This is a genomic window from Streptomyces sp. NBC_01477, assembly GCF_036227245.1.
GTDB lineage: Bacteria > Actinomycetota > Actinomycetes > Streptomycetales > Streptomycetaceae > Actinacidiphila.
Window position 1 is genome coordinate 2208063 of sequence record NZ_CP109445.1, and the last position, 19191, is coordinate 2227253.

Annotated in this window: 11 protein-coding genes; 6 read left to right on the plus strand and 5 right to left on the minus strand. The window is 73.4% G+C overall.

The features are described 5' to 3' along the window. The first annotated feature begins 112 nt into the window (after window positions 1-112). The 3 genes from OHA86_RS08765 (at window position 113) to sepH (ending at window position 4135) form a co-directional block, all read left to right on the plus strand. Entirely contained in the window at window positions 113-1384 is a 1272-nt protein-coding gene (locus OHA86_RS08765; RefSeq protein ID WP_329173890.1) for an MFS transporter, read from the plus strand. Continuing rightward, window positions 1374-2663: a D-arabinono-1,4-lactone oxidase gene (locus tag OHA86_RS08770; RefSeq protein WP_329173892.1), complete on the plus strand. Its 1290-nt coding sequence runs from the start codon at window positions 1374-1376 to the stop codon at window positions 2661-2663. The genes OHA86_RS08765 and OHA86_RS08770 overlap by 11 nt, the downstream gene beginning before the upstream one ends. A gap of 350 nt (window positions 2664-3013) precedes the next feature. Next, window positions 3014-4135, plus strand: coding sequence for a septation protein SepH (gene sepH / locus OHA86_RS08775; protein WP_329182320.1), 1122 nt, complete (start codon window positions 3014-3016; stop codon window positions 4133-4135). Between the two features lie 123 nt (window positions 4136-4258). Here the strand turns inward: sepH and OHA86_RS08780 are convergent, their stop codons facing one another. Next, complete coding sequence (locus OHA86_RS08780) at window positions 4259-5086, minus strand: sulfurtransferase (RefSeq protein WP_329173894.1); 828 nt, start codon at window positions 5084-5086, stop codon at window positions 4259-4261. Window positions 5087-5221: 135 nt separating this feature from the next. Between OHA86_RS08780 and OHA86_RS08785 the strand changes: the two genes are divergently transcribed. Next, window positions 5222-6001, plus strand: coding sequence for a VOC family protein (locus OHA86_RS08785; protein ID WP_329173896.1), 780 nt, complete (start codon window positions 5222-5224; stop codon window positions 5999-6001). Between the two features lie 107 nt (window positions 6002-6108). On the opposite strand, the gene OHA86_RS08790 is transcribed toward OHA86_RS08785, so the two are convergent. Beyond that, window positions 6109-7329: an ROK family transcriptional regulator gene (locus tag OHA86_RS08790; RefSeq protein WP_329173897.1), complete on the minus strand. Its 1221-nt coding sequence runs from the start codon at window positions 7327-7329 to the stop codon at window positions 6109-6111. Between the two features lie 216 nt (window positions 7330-7545). Between OHA86_RS08790 and OHA86_RS08795 the strand changes: the two genes are divergently transcribed. Continuing rightward, complete coding sequence (locus tag OHA86_RS08795; protein ID WP_329182322.1) at window positions 7546-8706, plus strand: Gfo/Idh/MocA family protein; 1161 nt, start codon at window positions 7546-7548, stop codon at window positions 8704-8706. 94 nt (window positions 8707-8800) lie between these two features. Beyond that, window positions 8801-9808: a sugar phosphate isomerase/epimerase family protein gene (locus tag OHA86_RS08800; protein ID WP_329173899.1), complete on the plus strand. Its 1008-nt coding sequence runs from the start codon at window positions 8801-8803 to the stop codon at window positions 9806-9808. Between the two features lie 76 nt (window positions 9809-9884). Here the strand turns inward: OHA86_RS08800 and OHA86_RS08805 are convergent, their stop codons facing one another. The 3 genes from OHA86_RS08805 to OHA86_RS08815 form a co-directional block, all read right to left on the minus strand. Further along, window positions 9885-13529 (minus strand): glycoside hydrolase family 3 C-terminal domain-containing protein, encoded by a 3645-nt coding sequence (locus OHA86_RS08805; RefSeq protein WP_329173901.1) that lies wholly within the window; start codon window positions 13527-13529, stop codon window positions 9885-9887. Between the two features lie 172 nt (window positions 13530-13701). Then, window positions 13702-15939, minus strand: coding sequence for an ROK family protein (locus tag OHA86_RS08810; protein WP_329173903.1), 2238 nt, complete (start codon window positions 15937-15939; stop codon window positions 13702-13704). Continuing rightward, window positions 15932-19060 (minus strand): alpha-mannosidase, encoded by a 3129-nt coding sequence (locus OHA86_RS08815; RefSeq protein WP_329173906.1) that lies wholly within the window; start codon window positions 19058-19060, stop codon window positions 15932-15934. The genes OHA86_RS08810 and OHA86_RS08815 overlap by 8 nt, the downstream gene beginning before the upstream one ends. Between the last annotated feature and the right edge of the window lie 131 nt (window positions 19061-19191).

Below are 19191 nucleotides of genomic sequence, written 5' to 3' on the forward strand. Positions count from 1 at the left end.
CCCAACGGCCGGCGACCCCGAACAGCCCCGGGCGTGCAGGGCGGGTATATCCGGTTGCCACCGTTCGTAAGCTGTATGGAGCCAGCAGAGTCCTTACGACGGAGCGCCCCTCGTGACCAGCCCCTATCGCGCGATATTCGCGGCGCCCGGCAGCAGGGCCTTCTCCGCCGCCGGCCTGGTCGGGCGGATGCCGCTGTCGATGCTGGGGATCGGCATCGTGACGATGATCTCGCAGGTCACCGGGCAGTACGGGCTCGCCGGCGCGCTGTCGGCGACCGCCGCGCTGGCCGGCGCCGCGGTCGGGCCGCAGGTGTCCAGGATGGTGGACCGGTACGGCCAGGCGCGGGTGCTGCGGCCGGCCGCGGCGGTCACCGTGGTCTCGGTGCTGAGCCTGCTGGCGGCGGTGAAGGGCGGGGCGCCGCACTGGACGTTCTTCGTGTGCGCGGTGGGCGTCGGCGCCACGCCGAGCATGGGCGCGATGGTACGGGCCCGCTGGTCGGCGATCCACCGCGAGGCGCCGGAACTCCTGCACACGGCGTATTCGTTCGAGTCGGTGGTGGACGAGATCGTCTTCATCCTCGGCCCGATACTGTCCATCGGCCTGTGCACGGTCCTGTTCGCCGAGGCGGGGCCGCTGCTGGCCGCGGTCTTCCTGGGGGTCGGCGTGCTGCTGCTGACCGCTCAGCGCCGCACCGAGCCGCAGCCGCATCCGCGCGCCCACCGCGGGGGCGGCTCGGCCCTGCGGGCGCCCGGCATGCCGGTGCTCATCGGGGTCTTCATCGGCACGGGCACGATCTTCGGCGCGGTCGATGTGACCACTCTCGCGTTCGCCGACGAGCACGGCCACAAGTCGGCGGCGAGCCTGGTGCTGGCGACCTACGCCCTCGGCTCCTGCCTGGCCGGACTGGCGTTCGGCCTGATCAGACCGCGTGGCAGCGCACAGGGGAGGTTCCTGCTGGGCATCTCCTTGATGGCGGTGAGTATGATCCCGCCACTACTGGTCGGAAACCTGGTGTTCCTGGCCATGGCGCTGTTCTTCTCCGGTCTGACGATCGCACCGACGATGGTGACATCGATGAGCCTGGTCGAACGGCTGGTACCGCGGGCACGGCTGACCGAGGGCATGACGTGGACCTCCACGGGGCTCGCGATCGGGGTCGCCCTGGGGGCCGCGCTCGCCGGCCGGGTGACCGACGCGCACGGCGCCTCGGCGGCGTTCGCGGTGCCCGCCGGCGCGGCGTTCCTCGCCGCGGCGGTGGCAGGACTCGGGTATCGCCGGCTGCGTCCGGCGCCGGAGCGGGAGGAGCCGCGCGGTGGGTACGACGACGGACACGGCGCGATCAGCGCGCACGACACGATCGACGGACGCGAAGGTGTGGCGTAACTGGGCGGGGAATGTCACCGCGCGCCCGGCGCGCACGGTTGCGCCGGCCTCGGCCGACGAGCTGGCGGCGGTGCTGCGCGCCGCCGCGGCGGACGGGCTGACGGCCAAGGCGGTCGGCTCCGGCCACTCCTTCACCTCGGCCGCCGCCACCTCCGGGGTGCTGATCCGCCCCGAGGGGCTGACCGCGATCCGCTCCATCGACCGGGCGGCCGGCACCGTGACGGCCGAGGCCGGGGTGCAGCTCAGGCAGCTCAACGCGGCGCTGGCCGCGGAGGGCCTGTCGCTGACCAACATGGGCGACATCATGGAGCAGACGGTGGCCGGCGCCACCAGCACCGGCACCCACGGCACCGGCCGCGACTCGGGCTCGATCGCCGCGCAGATCACCGCGCTCGAACTGGTCACCGCGGACGGCTCGGTGCTGACCTGCTCGGCCGACGAGCGGCCCGAGGTCTTCGCCGCGGCCCGGATCGGCCTCGGCGCGCTCGGCGTGGTCAGCGCGGTCACCTTCGCGGTCGAGCCGGTCTTCCTGCTGACCGCCCGCGAGGAGCCGATGGCCTTCGACCGGGTGATGTCCGAGTTCGACGCGCTGGCCGCGGAGAACGAGCACTTCGAGTTCTACTGGTTCCCGCACACCGACAGCTGCAACACCAAGCGCAACAACCGCAGCCAGGGACCCGCGGCGCCGCTCCCCGCGGTCCGCGGCTGGATCGACGACGAACTGCTGTCCAACGGGGTCTTCCAGGCCGCCTGCGCGCTCGGCAGGGCCGCTCCCGCCGCCATCCCGGGCATGGCCAGGATCTCCAGCAGGGCGCTGTCGGCCCGCAGCTACACCGACATCCCCTACAAGGTCTTCACCAGCCCGCGCCGGGTGCGCTTCGTGGAGATGGAGTACGCGGTGCCCCGGGAGGCGGCGGTCGACGCGATCCGGGCGCTCAAGGCGATGGTGGAGCGGTCGGACCTTCGGATCAGCTTCCCGGTGGAGGTACGGGTCGCGCCGGCCGACGACATCGCACTGTCGACGGCGTCGGGCCGGGACAGTGCGTACATAGCGGTGCACATGTACCGGGGCAGCCGGTATCAGGAGTATTTCACCGCGGTCGAGGCGATCATGACCGAGCGGGGCGGCCGGCCGCACTGGGGCAAGATGCACACCCGGGACGCGGAGTATTTCCGGGCCGTTTACCCGCGGTTCGCCGAGTTCACGGACGTGCGCGACCAGTTGGACCCGGGGCGGCTGTTCACGAACGACTACCTGCGGCGGGTGCTTGGTTCGTAGCCCTTCGCCCTTTTTGCCCCCGGCGCGTACCCCGTACGAGTGAGCCGGGTCACTCAACTCCCGCTCCGCACACCACATTCGGCGCGCGGCAGCCGCCCTCGGCTGGCCCAAATGGAGTACCGTGACGAATCCGTGCTCCCGGTTGCCCGTCCGGTCGCCCGGACGAACAGGGGGGAAGCCTCGACGGCACTCCTCCCGGTGCACGGCGATCGGTCACACTGAGTGGCCAATCGACCACCGTCCCATAACGGCGTGTCACCAGGCAGTGCCGACACGCCGGGTAACTCTGCAAGGTTGTGGCACGCTGCACCCGGGCAGGCCACACTCGTCCAACGGGAGCAGCGACGCAACTGACGTCGGCAGGCACCACCCGGGAGGTAACCGTGCCCGAACTGCGCGTCGTGGCCGTCAGCAACGACGGCACACGACTGGTGCTCAAGGCTGCCGACAGCACGGAATACACGCTCCCCATCGACGAGCGGCTGCGGGCCGCGGTCCGCAACGACCGTGCCAGGCTCGGCCAGATCGAGATCGAGGTCGAGAGCCATCTGCGGCCCCGTGACATCCAGGCGCGGATACGCTCGGGTGCCTCCGCCGAGGAGGTCGCGCAGATGGCCGGCATCCCGGTGGAGCGGGTGCGCCGCTTCGAGGGCCCCGTGCTGGCCGAGCGCGCCTTCATGGCCGAGCGGGCCAGGAAGACCCCGGTCAGGCGGCAGGGCGAGAGCACCGGCCCGCAACTCGGGGAGGCGGTGGCCGAGCGGCTGCTGCTGCGCGGCGCGGAGAAGGAGACCGTGCTGTGGGACTCCTGGCGTCGGGACGACGGCACGTGGGAAGTGCTGCTGGTCTACCGGGTGGCCGGTGAGCCGCACTCGGCGAGCTGGACCTACGACCCGCCGCGCCGGCTGGTGCAGGCGGTGGACGACGAGGCCAGGTCGCTGATCGGCGAGACCACCCAGGCGCAGGCACAGGCGCAGGAGCCGAGCTTCCCGTTCGTGCCGCGGATCGCCAGGCTGCCGCGGGACCGCCCGCTGGACCGGGCGCTCGACCGGCAGTTGGAGCGGCCGGACCGGCAGGAGCGCGAGCCCCGGGAGGCCAGGGAGGCGCGGGCCGACGAGCGGGCCGTCCTCGCGGAGCCGGAGGAGCGCGACTCGCTGACCAGCCTGCTGGAGGCGGTGCCGAGCTTCCGCGGCGACATGGTCGTGCCCGCCCCGCCGACGGCTCCGCCGGACGCGGTGCCGGCCGCGCAGGAGCCCGCCGCCGAGGTCGAGCAGGAGACGGCGGCCCCGGCCGCCAGCGCGGGGTCCGCCTACGCCGACGTCCTGATGCCGCGGGCCGTCGCGGGCCACCGCGACCGGCTGGTCGGCACCACCGACCGCCAGGCCGAGGCGGACGGCGTCCGGCCGGGCCGCAGGGCGACCGTCCCGAGCTGGGACGAGATCGTCTTCGGCAGCCGCCGCAAGAAGCAGGAGTGATGTCCGCGTCGATGCCCGCGGTCTGACGCGGGACAGCTCGTGCCCGCGGTCTGACGCGGGGACAGCTACGGATAAGGGGCGGCCACTCAGGTGGCCGCCCCTTACCCGTGTCCGGTGCGGGGGTCAGCCGGCGTGGCCGCCGGTGGCGACCGGGCGGGCCGGGTCCGCGGTCCACTCGCTCCAGGAGCCGGGGTAGAGGGCGGCGGGGATGCCGGCCTCGGCCAGGGCGAGGATCTGGTGGGCGGCCGAGACGCCGGAGCCGCAGTAGACGCCGACCTCCGTGCCGGGGGCCGCGCCCAGCGCGGTGAAGCGGTCGGCGATCTCCGCGGCGGGCAGGAAGGTGCCGTCGGGGGCGGAGTTGGCCGTGGTGGGGGCGTTGACGGCGCCCGGGATGTGGCCCGCCACCGGGTCGATGGGCTCGACCTCGCCCCGGTAGCGCTCGGCGGCGCGCGCGTCGAGCAGCAGGCCGCGGCGGGCCAGCGCGGCGGCGCCGTCCGCGTCCACCACCGGCATGCCGCCGGGCCGTGCCACGAAGTCGCCGTCGCCCGGCGGCGGTTCCTCGGCGCTCAGCGGGCCGCCCGCGGCCCGCCAGGCGGCGAGGCCGCCGTCCAGCACCCGGACCCGCCGGTGGCCCGCCCAGCGCAGCAGCCACCAGGCGCGGGCCGGGCCCCAGCCGTTCCCGTCGTCGTAGACGACCACGTCGGTGTCCGCGCCGACCCCTGCCCGGCGCATGGCCGCGCCGAAGTCCTCCGCGTCAGGCAGCGGATGCCGCCCCGCGGCTCCGGGCGGCGCGGCCAGTTCCGCGTCCAGGTCGACGTAACGCGCCCCGGGGATATGGCCCTTGGCGTATTCGCCGTGTCCGGGCGGGCCGCCCATCCGGTAGCGCACGTCCAGCAGGACCGGCGGCACGGGGGCCGCGGCCAGCTCGGCCGCACTGATGAGAAATTCCATGTACCTATTGTGGAGGCACGGTAGTTGTCCCCGGCGCGGCCGGGCCGCGCGCGGCCGTCTGCGGTGCGACGATCTGCTGTGCCACCCCCGGGCAAGCCGGGCAGGCAGCGGGCTGCCCACGAGGAGAACGTTCGCATGACCACCGAGGTACAGAACCGGCGTCCGCCCGGCACACCCTGCCTGGCCAGTCTCATGGCGCACCGGCCCGACCTGGCCCGGGACTTCTACGGGGCGCTGTTCGGCTGGGACTTCACGCCGGGGCCGCCGCAGCTCGGCTCCTACACGCTCGCCGAGGCGGGCGGCCTGCGGGTCGCCGGCATCGGCGAGGGGGCGCCGCAGGCGGACCGGCCGGCTGTGTGGACCACCGTGCTCGCCACCGACGACGTCGACCGCGCCGCGGAATCGGTACGCGAATGCGGCGGCACGGTCGGTATCGGCCCGCTCAACGCCGGTGAGGACGGCCGGCTGGCCATCGCCGTCGACCCCTCGGGGGCCGTCTTCGGCATCTGGCAGGGCGGGCGGTTCGGCGGCGCGGACGTCACCGGCGTGCCGGGCAGTGTGGCGTGGAGCGAACTCGTCACGCACGACTCGGCCCTGGTCGGCAAGTTCTACGAAGCGGTGTTCGGTTTCGGGGTGGACCGGGCCGCCGGGGTGGACGGCGGCGATGACCGGGCCGAACTCACCGTGGACGGGCGGGCGGTGGCCGGCGTCCACGGGGTCGGCCGCGACCTTTCCCCTGAACGGGGTGCGCACTGGATGACGAGTTTCGCCGTCGCGGACGTCGCTGCCGCGGTCCGCCTCGCTTCCCGGCTCGGCGGCCGGGTCCTCTCCCCGCCCATGGCCGGCCCGCACGGCCCCACGGCCACGGTGGCCGACCCCGAGGGGGCGGTCTTCTCACTCGTGGGCCGCGTCTGAGCGAGTGCCTCCGGCCTGGTCCTCACGCCTGCTCCCCCCGGCGGGGGGCCCACTGCCGGGGGAAGGTCCCGGCAGAGGGGCGCGGGGGCAGCCCGGGGGGACAGAGGTCACGCCACCTCGCCGGATGCCGCCGCCGACAGGAGGTACGGCGCTCCCGCCAGGACCAGGCCCGCCGCCCCGCGGACTTCGGCCCCGTCGCCGAGGCCGCCTGTGACGATCTCGACCCCCCGCGCGGCGGAGGGGAGAGTGTGCCGCCGGACCCCGGCCCGCAGCGGTTCGAGCAGATCCTCGCCGGCCCCGGCAAGATCGCCGCCGACCACGATGAGCCGCGGGTTGAGCAGGGTGACGAGCGTGGACAGGGCACGCCCCACCGCGTCCCCGGCGTCGCGCACCGCGCGCAGCGCCCCGGCATCGCGCTGCTTGATCAGTGCGGGCAGGTCGCGCGCGGCGATGTGCCGGCCCCAGCTCTGCGTCAGCAGCCGGGCGATGGCGACGGGACTGGCCACCGTCTCCAGGCAGCCGCGGTTGCCGCAGCGGCAGATGAGGCCGTCGGTGATCAGCGGCAGGTGCCCGATCTCGCCGGCCAGCCCCCGCGCCCCCAGCAGCAGCTGCCCGTTGCTGACGATCCCGGCGCCGATGCCGGCCGACAGCCGGATGTAGACCATGTCGCCGACCTGCCGCCCGGCGCCGTACATCAGCTCGGCCAGCGCTCCGGCGTTCGCGTCGTTGGTGACCCGGACCGGGAGGGCGGTGCGGTGCTGGAGTTCCTCGGTGAGGTGCAGGCCGACCCAGCCCGGCATGATGCCCTCGGCGCCGAGTTCGCCGCTGCCCTTCTCCACCGGCGAGGCGATCCCGGCGCCGATGCCGAGCACCCGTTCGCGGGCCACCCCGGTCTCCTGGAGGGCGCGGCCGACGAGGACGGCGACAAGGTCGAGGGTCTCCTCCGGCGCGCGGTCGACGTCCTTGGCCACCCAGTGCTCCCACAGCACCGTCCCGAACAGGTCGCACAGGTTCACCCGTACGTGCTGGTGGCCGATGTCCGCGCCGATCGCGTAGCCCGCGGTCGGGACGAGGGACAGCGACTGCGCCGGGCGCCCGGTGCGGCGCGGCTCCGGGTCGTCGGTGTCCGGATCCTCCTCGGTGACCAGGCCGATCGCGATGAGGTCGGCGATCAGCGAGGAGACGGTGGCGCGGGACAGGCCGGTGACCCGTACCAGTTCGGGACGGCTGCTGCGCGGTGTGGCGTGCAGGGCTTCGAGGACCCGCAGCCTTCCGACCTCGCGCAGGTTGACTGGTGTGTCGATCGTGACCCCCGGGGGTGTGTGCATGCAGGCGCGCGGATCGTGATTCCGCGTGCCCCGCCCTCTTGCGTCCGGCCCGGTCAAGAGCCTTGACTTATGACGAACTTCAGGCAGAAACTCGCGAACTGTTCTATCCAACTCCACGAGTTTCAGTCGATGCCGGATGAATAACGATTCACGGCCCAGTGCCGCCCGAGGAGGACGCACGTGACGACGACAGCACCGCAGGCCCTGCGGATCGGCATGGTAGGCCATGCCTTCATGGGAGCGGCGCACTCGCACGCGTGGCGCACCGCGGGCCGCTTCTTCGAGCTGCCGCTGCGGGTCGAACTGACCGCGGTCTGCGGCCGGTCGGCGGAGCGCGTGCGGCAGGCCGCCGAGCAGTACGGCTGGCAGTCCACCGAGACCGACTGGCGGGACCTGGTCGCCCGGCCGGACATCGACGTGGTGGACATCTGTACTCCCGGCGACAGCCACGCCGAGATCGCGCTGGCGGCGCTGGCCGCCGGCAAGCACGTGCTGTGCGAGAAGCCGCTGGCCAACTCGGTCCGCGAGGCCGAGGAGATGGCCGCGGCGGCGCAGAAGGCGGCGGCGGACGGGGTCCGCTCGATGGTGGCGTTCAACTACCGCCGGGTGCCCGCGCTGGCGCTGGCCAGGCAGCTGGTCGAGCAGGGCAGGCTGGGCCGGATCCACCATGTGCGGGCGCAGTATCTGCAGGACTGGCTGGTGGACCCGGAATTCCCGCTGGCCTGGCGGCTGGTCAAGGACCGGGCGGGTTCCGGCGCGCTCGGCGACCTGGGCGCGCACAGCATCGATGTGGCGCAGTATCTGACCGGGCAGCGGATCTCGTCGGTGGGCGCGGTGCTGGAGACGTTCGTGACCGAGCGCCCGCTGCCGGCCAGCTCCAGCGGCCTGTCCGGTACTGCGGGCAGCGAGCGCGGCGCGGTGACGGTGGACGACGCGGCGCTCTTCACCGCCCGCTTCGACAGCGGCGCGATCGGGGTGTTCGAGGCGACGCGCTTCGCCACCGGGCACAAGAACGCGATGCGGATCGAGATCAGCGGCTCCTCGGGCAGTCTGGCCTTCGACGCCGAGTCGATGAACGAGCTGTCCTTCCACGACCGGTCCGAGGACGGCGCGACCGCCGGCTTCCGCCGCATCCTGGTGACCGAGCCGACCCACCCGTATCTGGACGCCTGGTGGCCGCCGGGCCACCTGATCGGCTACGAGCACACCTTCACCCACCAGGTGCGCGACTTCGTCACGGCCGTCGCGGAGGGTACGGACCCGCGTCCGTCGTTCGGCGACGGGCTCCAGGTGCAGAAGGTGCTGGCGGCCGTCGAGTCGAGCGCGGCGGCGCTCGGCGTGCACATCCCGGTGCAGGGCGCCCCCGTGAAGCCCTGAGCCGCCGCGGACCCCGGCACGACCCCGTAACGGCACGACCTTCCCCCGGAGCTTCGCCCGGGGGTTCCCGAGCGCCTGCCACAGGAGGACGCACATGGCACGACCCGTCACCCTCTTCACCGGCCAGTTCGCCGATCTGCCCTTCACCGAGGTGTGCCGGCTGGCCTCGCAGTGGGGCTACGACGGCCTGGAGATCGCCTGCTGGGGCGACCACTTCGACGTCGAGGCGGCACTCAGCGACGACAGCTACCTGCCGCGGCTGCGCGACACCCTGGACAAGCACGGGCTGCGCTGCTGGACGATCTCCTGCCATCTGACCGGGCAGGCGGTCTGCGACCACCCGATCGACGAGCGGCACAAGGGCATCCTGCCGTCCAGGATCTGGGGCGACGGCGAGCCCGAGGGGGTGCGTACCCGGGCCGCGGAGGAGATCAAGAACACCGCGCGGGCCGCCGCCGCCTTCGGCGTCGACACCGTGGTGGGCTTCACCGGCTCGTCGATCTGGCACACCGTGGCGATGTTCCCGCCGGTGCCGCCGGAGATGATCGACCGCGGCTACCAGGACTTCGCGGACCGCTGGAATCCGATCCTGGACGTCTTCGACGAGGTGGGGGTGCGCTTCGCGCACGAGGTGCACCCCAGCGAGATCGCGTACGACTACTGGACGACCGTGCGCACCCTTGAGGCGATCGGCCACCGCCCGGCCTTCGGGCTGAACTTCGACCCCAGCCACTTCGTGTGGCAGGACCTGGACCCGGTCGGTTTCCTCTACGACTTCAAGGACCGCATCTACCACGTCGACTGCAAGGAGTCGGTCAAGCAGCTGAACGGGCGAAACGGGCGGCTCGGCTCGCACCTGCCGTGGGGCGACCCGCGGCGCGGCTGGGACTTCGTCTCGACCGGGCACGGCGACGTCCCGTGGGAGCCGGTCTTCCGGATGCTCAACAGCATCGGCTACGCGGGGCCGATCTCGGTGGAGTGGGAGGACGCCGGCATGGACCGGCTGCTGGGCGCGCCCGCCGCGCTGGCGCACGTACGCGAGCTGGCCGCGATCGAGCCGCCCGCCGCGTCCTTCGACTCGGCCTTCAGCTCCTCGTCCTGACCGCACGGCGACGGCCGCCGGCTGCCCGCCCCGGACTTCCGGGACCGGGCGGCCGGCGGCCGTCGCGGCGTACGGCTCAGCCGCCGATCGCCACGGTGAACAGGTGCATGCCGACCTGGTGGTCCACCTGGGTCTTGCTGACGTCCGGCAGGGTGATCGCCTGCACGGTCCTGCCCGGCAGCAGGTCCACGGTCGCCGCGGATATGTGCACGGTCTGGGTCTGCTGTCCGCCGCCGTTGTTCAGATACGGCGTGCTGGCGGCGAAGTCGCTGCCCTGGGTGGGCGATCCGGCCCACCAGTCCGACAGCGCCAGCGCGTAGGTCTGCGTGGTGCCGTCGGTGTAGACGATGGTGCCGGTGCCCGAGGTGCTGCCGAAGGTGCTGGTGCCGACGAAGCCCAGCTTGCTTCCGCTGCCGGTGATCTCGACCGCCTGGCCGCCCGCGACGATGTTGTCGGGCTGTCCGGTGCCCGCGGTGGCGGGCCACGGGAAGGACACCCCGTCGTGGTCGGTGCTCTCCCCGGCGTGCCAGCCCAGCGCGGCCAGCGCCTGGAGCGAGAAGCTGGCGCCCTCCGCGTCGATGCTGCCGGTGGTGGTGTGGGCGTCGTCGCTGATGCCGGAGTTGTTGTAGGCGGCGCTCACCGAGGCGTAGGGCACGCTGACCGGCGCCTGCGCGCTGTGGGCGCCGGCCGGGGTGGCGACGGTGGCGTCCAGCGTGAAGTTGTCCGGGGTGGCGCCGTCCGGCACGGTGACCGACCAGCTGGTGGTGACCGACTGGCCAGGGCCGACCTGGTCGAAGGCCGCCGGGGTGGTGGCGGTCGCGGTCCAGCCGGCGGGGGCGGCGAGCGAGACGGTGATGTCCCGCACCGCCGAGGCGCTGCCGTTGGTGTAGGTGGTGGTCGCGGTCAGGGTGCTGCCGGCCTTGGCGATGGGCAGCGCCTTGAGGGTCAGCGAGTTGCGGACCACGACGGGCGCGGAGCCGGTGACCCCGCCGACGGTCGCCGAGACGGTGGCGACACCGTCGGCGACGGCGTGGACGGTGCCGTTCTTGTCGACGGTGGCAACGGCCGGGTCGCTGCTGCGGTAGGTGACCTTGGCCTTGCCCAGGTCCACGAAGGACTGGTCGTTGTTGACCGCCTCGACGACGCCGTCCGCGGTGATGGAGGTGTCGCGCTGCTCCTTGCTGTGGTCGGTGTCGTCCTTGATCCACTTGTTCTTGGCGGTGAGGCTGAAGGTGTCGCCCGCATTGTGGACGACGTCCTCCGGCTGCACGGTGACGGTCTGCACCTTCGGTGTCAGGGCGCCGCTGATCGTCACCTTGGCGCTGCCCGCGACATGGGCGGAGTCCGGGCCGACCTGGAAGCGGTAGCCGCCGGAGGGCACGGTCTGCCGGGACGCCGAGGCGTCCCACGAGGACAGGTCGGCGGCCTTGACGGTGAGGTTGAGGTGCTGGGTCTTCCCCGGCTTGAGCACCTTGGTCTTGGCGAAGCCCGCCAGCCGCTCCTTGGGCAGTTCGACGCCCGGCACGGTGAAGGGCGTGGCCGCGTAGAGCTGGGCGACGGCGGCGCCCGCGGTCTTCCCGGTGTTCGTCACGTCGACGCCGATCTTCACGGTGCCGTCCGCGGTGATCTGCTGCTTGTTCGCGGTGACGTTCGTGTACGAGAAGGTGCTGTAGCTCAGCCCGTAGCCGAAGGGGTAGGTCGGGGCGCCGGTGAAGAACTGGTAGGTGCGGCCGAGTCCGCCGGTCTCGCCGGGGGTGAGGCCGTAGTTCTGCTTGTCGGGCAGCTGCGAGTCGTCCTTGTACCAGGTGAAGTTCAGGTGCCCGGACGGATTCTGCGCGCCGAACAGCACATCGGCGAGCGCGGTGCCCTGGGCCTGGCCGTTGTAGCCGCTGAAGACGATCGAGGACACCTTGTCCTGCTCGTCGTCGATCTTCACCGGGCCGTCGGACTGGATGACCAGCGCGAGCTTGTCGTTGCCCAGCGCCGCGGTCTGGTTGATCAGCGAGTCGTAGTTGCCGGGCATCGCGATGTTGTCGCGGTCGTTGCCCTCGTCGCCGTTGGCCTTGGTGGTGCCGACGAAGAGCACGACGAGGTCGGCGGCCTGGATGTCGGCCTTGGTGCGGTCGCTGAGCACCGCGTCGGTGGTGGCGGTGGACGAGGTGCCGGCCGCGTCGTAGACGACGGAGGCGGTCGGGTCTGCCGCGTGCACCTCGTTGAGCACGCCCTGGAGCGGGCTGGTGGTGTGGGTCGGCTCGCCCGAGTAGAGGCCGAGCGAGGTCGTGTCGGCCAGGTCGCCGAGCACCACGACCTTCTTGGCCTTGGCCGGGTCGACCGGCAGCAGCGGCGCCTTGGCGGACGCCGGTTTGGCGTTCTTGAGCAGCACCAGCGAATTGTCGGCGACCTTGGCGGCCAGCGCCTGGTGCGCGGGGCTCTCGACCTGGTCCTTGGTGATGGCGGTGTACGGCACGGAGCCGGCCGGGTCGAACTCGCCGGTGGCCATCCGTACGGTGAAGACCTTCACCAGCGCGGTGTCGATGACACCCTCGCTCAGGGCGCCGGCCCCGATGGCCTCCTCGATGTTCGCGGTGGTGGCCTCGTCGCCGGTGCAGTTCAGGTCGGTGCCGGCCCGCAGCGCGTACGCCTGCCCGCCGGCCTGCCCGGACACCGTCTTGCCGGTGGCGGTCTCGGTCCAGGTCGGGTTGTCCTTGTGGTCGGTGGTCCAGCCGGGCGGCGCCCAGTCGTGGCCGCCGGGGAAGAGCCGCCAGTTGGTGCCCACCGCGCCGCAGTCGGAGGTGATGTAGCCGCCGAAGCCGTAGGTGCGCTGGGCGAGTTCGTTGGTGGTGTAGGTGTCGGAGACCGACGGGGTGCCGTTGATCGCGTTGTACGACGTCATCAGGCCCGACACGTGGGCCTGCTCGATGAGGTCGCGGAATTGCGCGGTGTAGTAGTCGCGCAGGTCGGTGTCGTTGACGTCGGAGCTGATGCCGGTGCGGTTGTCCTCGACGTTGTTCAGGGCGTAGTGCTTGGCGGTCGCGGCGACCTTGAGGTAGCCGGTCTGCGAACTGCCGTCCTGGTTGTTGCCCTGGTAGCCGTCGATGAACTGCCCGGCCATCTGGCCGACGAAGTACGGGTCCTCGCCGAAGGCCTCGTCGGTACGGCCCCAGCGCGGGTCGCGGTCCAGGTTGACGGTGGGCGCCCAGTAGGTGAGCGAGCCGTAGTCGTCGGCGGACGGGCCGAGGTTGTTCTGCCCCTTGTCGAAGAGCGACTTGTCGAGGAAGCCGCGTACCTCGTCGGAGATCGCGGTGCTCTCCTGGTACAGCAGGTCGCGGTCCCAGGACATCGACGAGGCGAAGTTGGTGGGGAAGCTGGTGGAGTGGACGCCGCCCTGGACGCCGCCGTTGTGCTGGTCGGCGCCGAGCTGGTTGACGCCGTGCTGGCCCTCGCTCCAGTACGTGTACTGCTGGACGCCGAGCCGCGCAATGGCGGGTCCGCTGTTCGTGCTGAGCTGCTGGACCTTCTCCTGCAGGGTCATCCGGGACACCAGGTCCGCGGCGCGCTCCTGGAAGGAGTAGTGGGTGTCCAGGTAGATCGGGGTGGCCGCCGCCGTCGCGCGCGGGGTGTCGGCAGCGGCCGTACTCCCGTAGCCCGCGGTCATCGCGGCGGCGCACGCAAGGGCGCACGCTGCCGCAAGTCCCGCACGCCGGCGCTTTCGCTGGTCCATCCTGCCTCCGTCGTCATCGAGCAGGGGCCCGGACGATCGGCGGACTTCCGTGCAAGTCCGAAGAAAGATCCGGGGATTGCGGTAACAACTGGGCAGTGTGTGGCCACCTTTGACGCAAGGTCAAGAGTGGCGGCCGGATTCATAGGACGATTCGGCTCGATGACGACATAAGTCAGGAGCGGTCCCGGCCGCGCAGCCGCGGGGTGAAGGTGGCGTGGAAGATGGTCGAGGCGGCGCCGACCGCCGCGGCCTCCGCGCTGAGCACCGAGCGCTCCACCTCGACCTGCCGCAGCCGGCGCGCCTGCGGGAAGTCGTTCACCACCCGGCCGATCTCCTCCAGGTAGAAGGGCGCCGCGTCGTCGGTGAAGAACGGGCCGCCCAGCACGATCAGATCGATGTCCAGCAGATCGACCAGGCCGAGCGCGCCGCGCCCGATCGCGCCCGCGACCTCGCGCAGCGCCCCGGCCGCCGCCTCGTCGCCCGCCGCCGCGGCCCGGCCCACCGCCCGGTAGGCGGCTGTACTGCCGCCGGCGCCGCCCGCGCCCCGCAGGCCGCGGCGGGCCGCGAAGTCCGGTACGGAGACCGGCGGGTTGCACTCGGGCAGCACCTCGGGCCTGCCGTCCGCGCCGACCCGGCCCAGCGCGATGGCGCACAGCTGGCCGAATTCCCCGGCGTTGGCGCTCACCCCGCGGTAGAGGTCACCGTTGAGGTAGAGGCCCGAGCCGACTCCCGTACCGAGGTAGAGGTAGGCGAAGTCGCGTGCCCTGCGGTCGCGTCCGATCCACCGCTCCCCCGCCGCCGCGGCCAGCGAGTCCTTCTCGATGATCACCGGGCACGGGAAGTGGTCCTGGAGCAGGTACAGCAGCGGCAGGTCGTTCCAGGCCGACATCAGCGGCGGGTCGAGCACCGTGCCCGAGGCGATGTCCACCGGGCCCGGTACCGCGACGCCGATACCGAGGAAGCCGTCCTCGCGCACCGCGCCGCGCGCCTTCTCCAGCGCCTCGCGGCCCAGCGCGACGACCTGGGCGACGAATTCGCCCGGGTCGATGTCGGCGCTGACCGGCCGGGTGCAGGTGCACACGATCGCGCCGTCCAGGTCGATGACGACCGCGGTGAGCACCTCGGGGTCGATGTGCAGCCCGAGCGCGTGGGCCGCGGTGCCGCACAGCCGGACCGGGGTGCGCGGTTTGCCGGAGGTGGCCCGGCGCTGGGCGTCCTCCACCAGGATGCCCCGGTCGAGCAGCGAGCGGGCGATCCTGGACACCGACTGCTGGGTCAGGCCCGTGCGGTGGGCGATCTCGCCGCGGGTGATCGTGCCGGACAGCCGCACCGACTCGATGACCACGCACTCGTTGAAGGAGCCCAGGTCGATCTGGTTGACGCCGCTCGACGACGGCGGGCGCGCCGCCGCGCCCGCGGTGCCCCCCTCCGGCACCGCGGCGCGCGGCGACCGCAGGTGTCCCGCGACGCTCTCCCGCAGCCAGCCGACCGGCCCCTCGGCCTGCTGGAGCGCCGCGATCAGGTCCAGATAGACCCGGCGGGACGACTCGGGGTGGCTGGTGCTGTCCAGCGCGACCATCGCGCGCAGGAAGCCGCGCCAGGACGACCTGGCAGGCAGCAGGTGGACGCTGGGGCCGCCGGCCGTCCCGGCCGGCGGCTGCTGGCCGCGCTCGCCGGCGCCGGCGTCCCACAGGGTGATCGCGTGCAGCGCGATGTCCGGGTGGTGCTCGGCGGCGGCGGACAGGAAGGCGGCCAGGCCGTCCTGCTCCGGGTGCTGCGTCCGCTCCTGCCCGGCCGGTCCGTCCGCCGGGCCCAGCGCGTCGAGCGCGCGGCCGAGCCCGGCGAGCACGTCCTCGCCGATCACGGTCGCGGCAGGCCCCGCGGCAGCCGCCGCGGCGGGCCGGGTGCCGGCCAGCAGCACCGCGCGCCGGGCGTCGGCGTACAGGCCGAGCACCCAGACGTCGGCGCCGGGCAGCGGCGGCACGGTCGGCACGAAGGGGCCGGGTCCCGCGTCCGCGGTGAGCTGCCAGCGGCGGCGGATCGCGGCCACGGTGGCGTGCGACAGGCCGAGTTCGCGGGCGATGGCCCGCCCGGCGCCGCTGCCGCCGGGCGCGAGCAGGGCGCGGGTGACGACCTCGGCCTCGTCCACGGTGGCGGGCCGGCCGGTGCGCGGGCGCTGTTCGAGCCCGGGCAGGCCCGCGCTCTGCCAGCGGTGCCGCCAGGTGCCCACGGTCTGCCGGGAGATGCCGAGCCGGCGGGCGATCTCGGCGTCCCGCACTCCTTCCTCGGCGAGCAGCACGACCCGGGCGCGTACGGCCATCGGCCCGTTGCCGGTCGCCCAGCCGCGCAGCAGTTCGCGGCTGTCGGCGGCGGCGGTGGCTGTGCCTGTGCCTGTCGGTGCGTCAGCCACGGCTCACCCCGGCGTCCCGGGCGGCGGCCGGGGTCAGGCGCAGGGTGAGGATCTGGAAGGGGCGCAGCGTCAGCGGTACGCGGTCGGCGTCGTGCGGACGGGCGGTCAGCGGGGACTCCAGCAGGTCGGTCTCGTGGACGGCGGTCACGGGGAAGCCCGCGGTCAGGGTGGTGCGGGTCCGGCCGCCGCGCGACTCGTAGAGCCTGACCACGACGTCGCCGCTGCGGTCGTCGGCGAGTTTGACGGTCTCGACCAGCACTCCCGGGTGGTCGGCGGCGATCAGCGGGGGCGGCGCCGGTGTGCCGGGGCCGGGCCGCAGCGGGAGGTTGAGGGCGTATCCCTCGGCGATGGCGTCGCCGACGTCGGCGCCGGGCCGCAGGGTGTGCCGGAAGTGCTGGAGGCCGCGGTCGGCGTGCGGGTCGGGGCTGTGCGGGGCGCGCAGCAGGGTGCTGCGGACCACGGTGGTGGTGCCGCCGTCGGCGCGGGTGTGCCGGGTGACGTCGTAGCCGTAGGTCGCGTCGCAGGCCAGGGCCACGCCGAAGCCGTGCTCGCCGACGTGGATCCAGCGGTGTGCGACGGCCTCCTGGCGGGCGGCGTCCCGGGCGGTGTTCTCGTGGGTGGGCCGGGCGACATGCCCGAACTGGACCTCGGCGCGGCTGTGCTCGGCGTGCACGTCGAGCGGCCAGGCGGCCTTGAGCACCGTGTCCTGCTCGCGCCAGTCGACCTCGGTGTCCACCGCCAGCGCCCGGCTGCCGGCGCTCAGCGACAGCTCCTGGACCACGGTGGAGCGACCGGTGCCGCGGGTCACCCGGACCGCGGCGAGCAGCGGGCCCGCCGCCGTCACCTCGACGCTCCCGGCGGTGTCCAGGTCGCGGCAGGTGCTGCGGTAGCCGGGGTCGAGGTGCAGCGCGCTCCAGTCGGCGGGCTCGTCGCGGTGCAGTTGCAGCAGGTTGCCCGCCTCGCCGGGGGCGACCGCGTCGCGTCCCGTGGCCAGGTCGACGGCGGAGCGCACCAGGCCCTCGGCGTCGACGCGCACCCGCAGCAGCCCGTTGTCCAGGAGGTGGCCGCCGCCGCCGGCGGGGGTGACGGTGACCGGCGCGGTGCCGCCCAGCGGCAGTCCCGCGGGGCCGCCGCCGAAGGCGGGCGCCTGCGCCATGACGGCGATCCGGCCGTCGGGCAGCGGCTGCCCGTGGGCGGGCGGGGATCCGGCGCCGGCCTCGGGCGCGGGCAGGACGACGACCTCGCGGCGCGCGTGCGGACCGGAATTGAGCACGCTCGCGCCCTCCGGGTCGCCCGCGGCCCGCCGGATGAGCCGGTCGAGGCGCCGCTGCACATCGCGGTGGGTCAGCTCGGCCTCGCCGTGCACCCAGGCGATCGAGGTGCCGGGCAGGATGTCGTGGCACTGCTGGAGCAGCACCTTCTTCCACAGCCGCTCCAGCTCGTCGTGGGGATAGGGGACGCCGTGGCATATGGCCGCGGTCGCCGACCACAGCTCCGCCTCGTGCAGCAGTGCCTCGCTGCGCCGGTTGCCGCGTTTGGTGCGGGCCTGGCTGGTGTAGGAGCCGCCGTGCGGCGTCAGGTCGATCTCGCCGCGCCACACCGGGGCGGCGGCGTATTCGGCTTCCGCGTCGCGGAAGAAGCGCGCGGGGGAACGCACGGAAACCTGGGGGGCGCCTTCGAGGTCGGCGAGCCGGCGGGCGCGCTCCATCATGTCCCGGTCGGGGCCGCCGTCGCCGCGGCCGAAGGGCAGCAGCGAGCGGGTGGCGGCGCCCATCTCGGCGAAGTCCGCGACCGCCGCGGTGACGTCGCCGCCGGTCAGGGCGCTGCCCTCGGGGCCGCCCGGCGCGAGGTGGGTGAACAGCCGGGTGCCGTCGATGCCCTCCCAGCGGAAGGTGTGGTGGTCGGGTCCCGAGCCGGCGTCGGGGCGCCTGCTGAGGAACCACTTGGCCCCGGACAGCGCGGCGAGCTGCGGAAAGGCCGCGGACGCGCCCGACGCGTCGGGCAGCCACACCCCGTCGCTCTCCACGCCCAGCTCGTCGCGGAAGAAGCGCCGCCCGTGGACGAACTGCCGCACCAGCGCCTCGCCGCCGGGCATCTCCGCGTCGGCCTCGACCCACATGCCGCCGACCGGCGCCCAGTTGCCGTGGGCGACGGCCTTGCGGATCCGCTCGAAGACGTGCGGCTGGTGGTCCTTCATCCAGGCGTAGTGCTGCGCGGCCGAGGCGGCGACGATCAGTTCGGGGTATTCGTCGGCGAGCGCGGCCATGGTGCTGAAGGTGCGGGCGCACTTGCGTACGGTCTCGCGGACCGGCCACAGCCAGGCGGAGTCGATGTGCGCGTGCCCGACCGCGTCGAGGCGGTGGGCGGACTCGTGGGCGCGGCGGGCCAGCAGCGGGGCGAGCACCGTACGCGCGCGGTCCGCGGTCCTGGCGACGGCCCGCGGGTCGACGGCGGCGACGGCCCGCTCCAGCGCCACACGTATCTCGTGCCTGCGGGGTGTGTCGGCGGGCAGCGCCCGCATCAGGCCGCCGAGCGTCTCGAAGTCGTGGATCAGCTGCCAGACGGTGTCGTCGCGTACCGCCAGGTCGGCGCGGCGCAGCCGGTACAGCGGGGTGTCGCCCGCGGTGGCGGGGTCGCCGTAACGGGTGCCCGCGCCGGTGCCGCCCTCGATCCGCGGGTTGGCGGCGGCCTCGACCAGCAGCCTGACGCTCTCGCCGCCGGTCGCGGAGCGGTGCAGCAGGACCGCGTCGAGGTGCGGGTGCAGGCCTTGCAGGGGGATGCCGTGCTCGTCGTGGACCAGGCCCTCGGCGCGCCCGGCCAGGGCGCCGGCGCCGTCCTGCGAGCCGAGGTCGATCAGTGCCTCGACCCGGCGGCCCGCCCACCGCTCCGGCACGGTCGCGCGGACGTCGAACCAGCTGGTCGCCCAGGGGCGGCCCCATGGCTCGCCCACGGTGAAGGGGACGTAGTCGGCGCGCAGGGCCAGCTCCACGGGCACCGGTTCGCCCGCGATGTGCCAGGCGCCGACGTCCATGGGCAGCCGCTGCGGATACAGCGCGGGGCGCAGCCGTTCGGCGAGGAAGGCGGCGGTCCGCTCCTCCCCGGACGTGATCCGGTCATGCATGGGCAGCCCTTCCTGTCCAGCCAGTAACCGCTATGTAAAACCATGTGTGTTATCAAGTCAACGCTTGCGCCGAATTCGGCTTTCCCGCTGGTCGTGACCTGCAAGAACACCTTTGTCAGGTGAATTTCCCG

Excerpts from the sequence above, each read along its gene's own strand:
- OHA86_RS08795 (WP_329182322.1), top strand. The coding sequence starts at position 7,546 with ATGGTAGGCCATGCCTTCATGGGAGCGGCGCACTCGCACGCGTGGCGC.
- OHA86_RS08805 (WP_329173901.1), bottom strand. The coding sequence starts at position 13,529 with ATGGACCAGCGAAAGCGCCGGCGTGCGGGACTTGCGGCAGCGTGCGCC.
- OHA86_RS08800 (WP_329173899.1), top strand. The coding sequence starts at position 8,801 with ATGGCACGACCCGTCACCCTCTTCACCGGCCAGTTCGCCGATCTGCCC.
- OHA86_RS08790 (WP_329173897.1), bottom strand. The coding sequence starts at position 7,329 with ATGCACACACCCCCGGGGGTCACGATCGACACACCAGTCAACCTGCGC.
- OHA86_RS08815 (WP_329173906.1), bottom strand. The coding sequence starts at position 19,060 with ATGCATGACCGGATCACGTCCGGGGAGGAGCGGACCGCCGCCTTCCTC.
- OHA86_RS08780 (WP_329173894.1), bottom strand. The coding sequence starts at position 5,086 with ATGGAATTTCTCATCAGTGCGGCCGAGCTGGCCGCGGCCCCCGTGCCG.
- OHA86_RS08785 (WP_329173896.1), top strand. The coding sequence starts at position 5,222 with ATGACCACCGAGGTACAGAACCGGCGTCCGCCCGGCACACCCTGCCTG.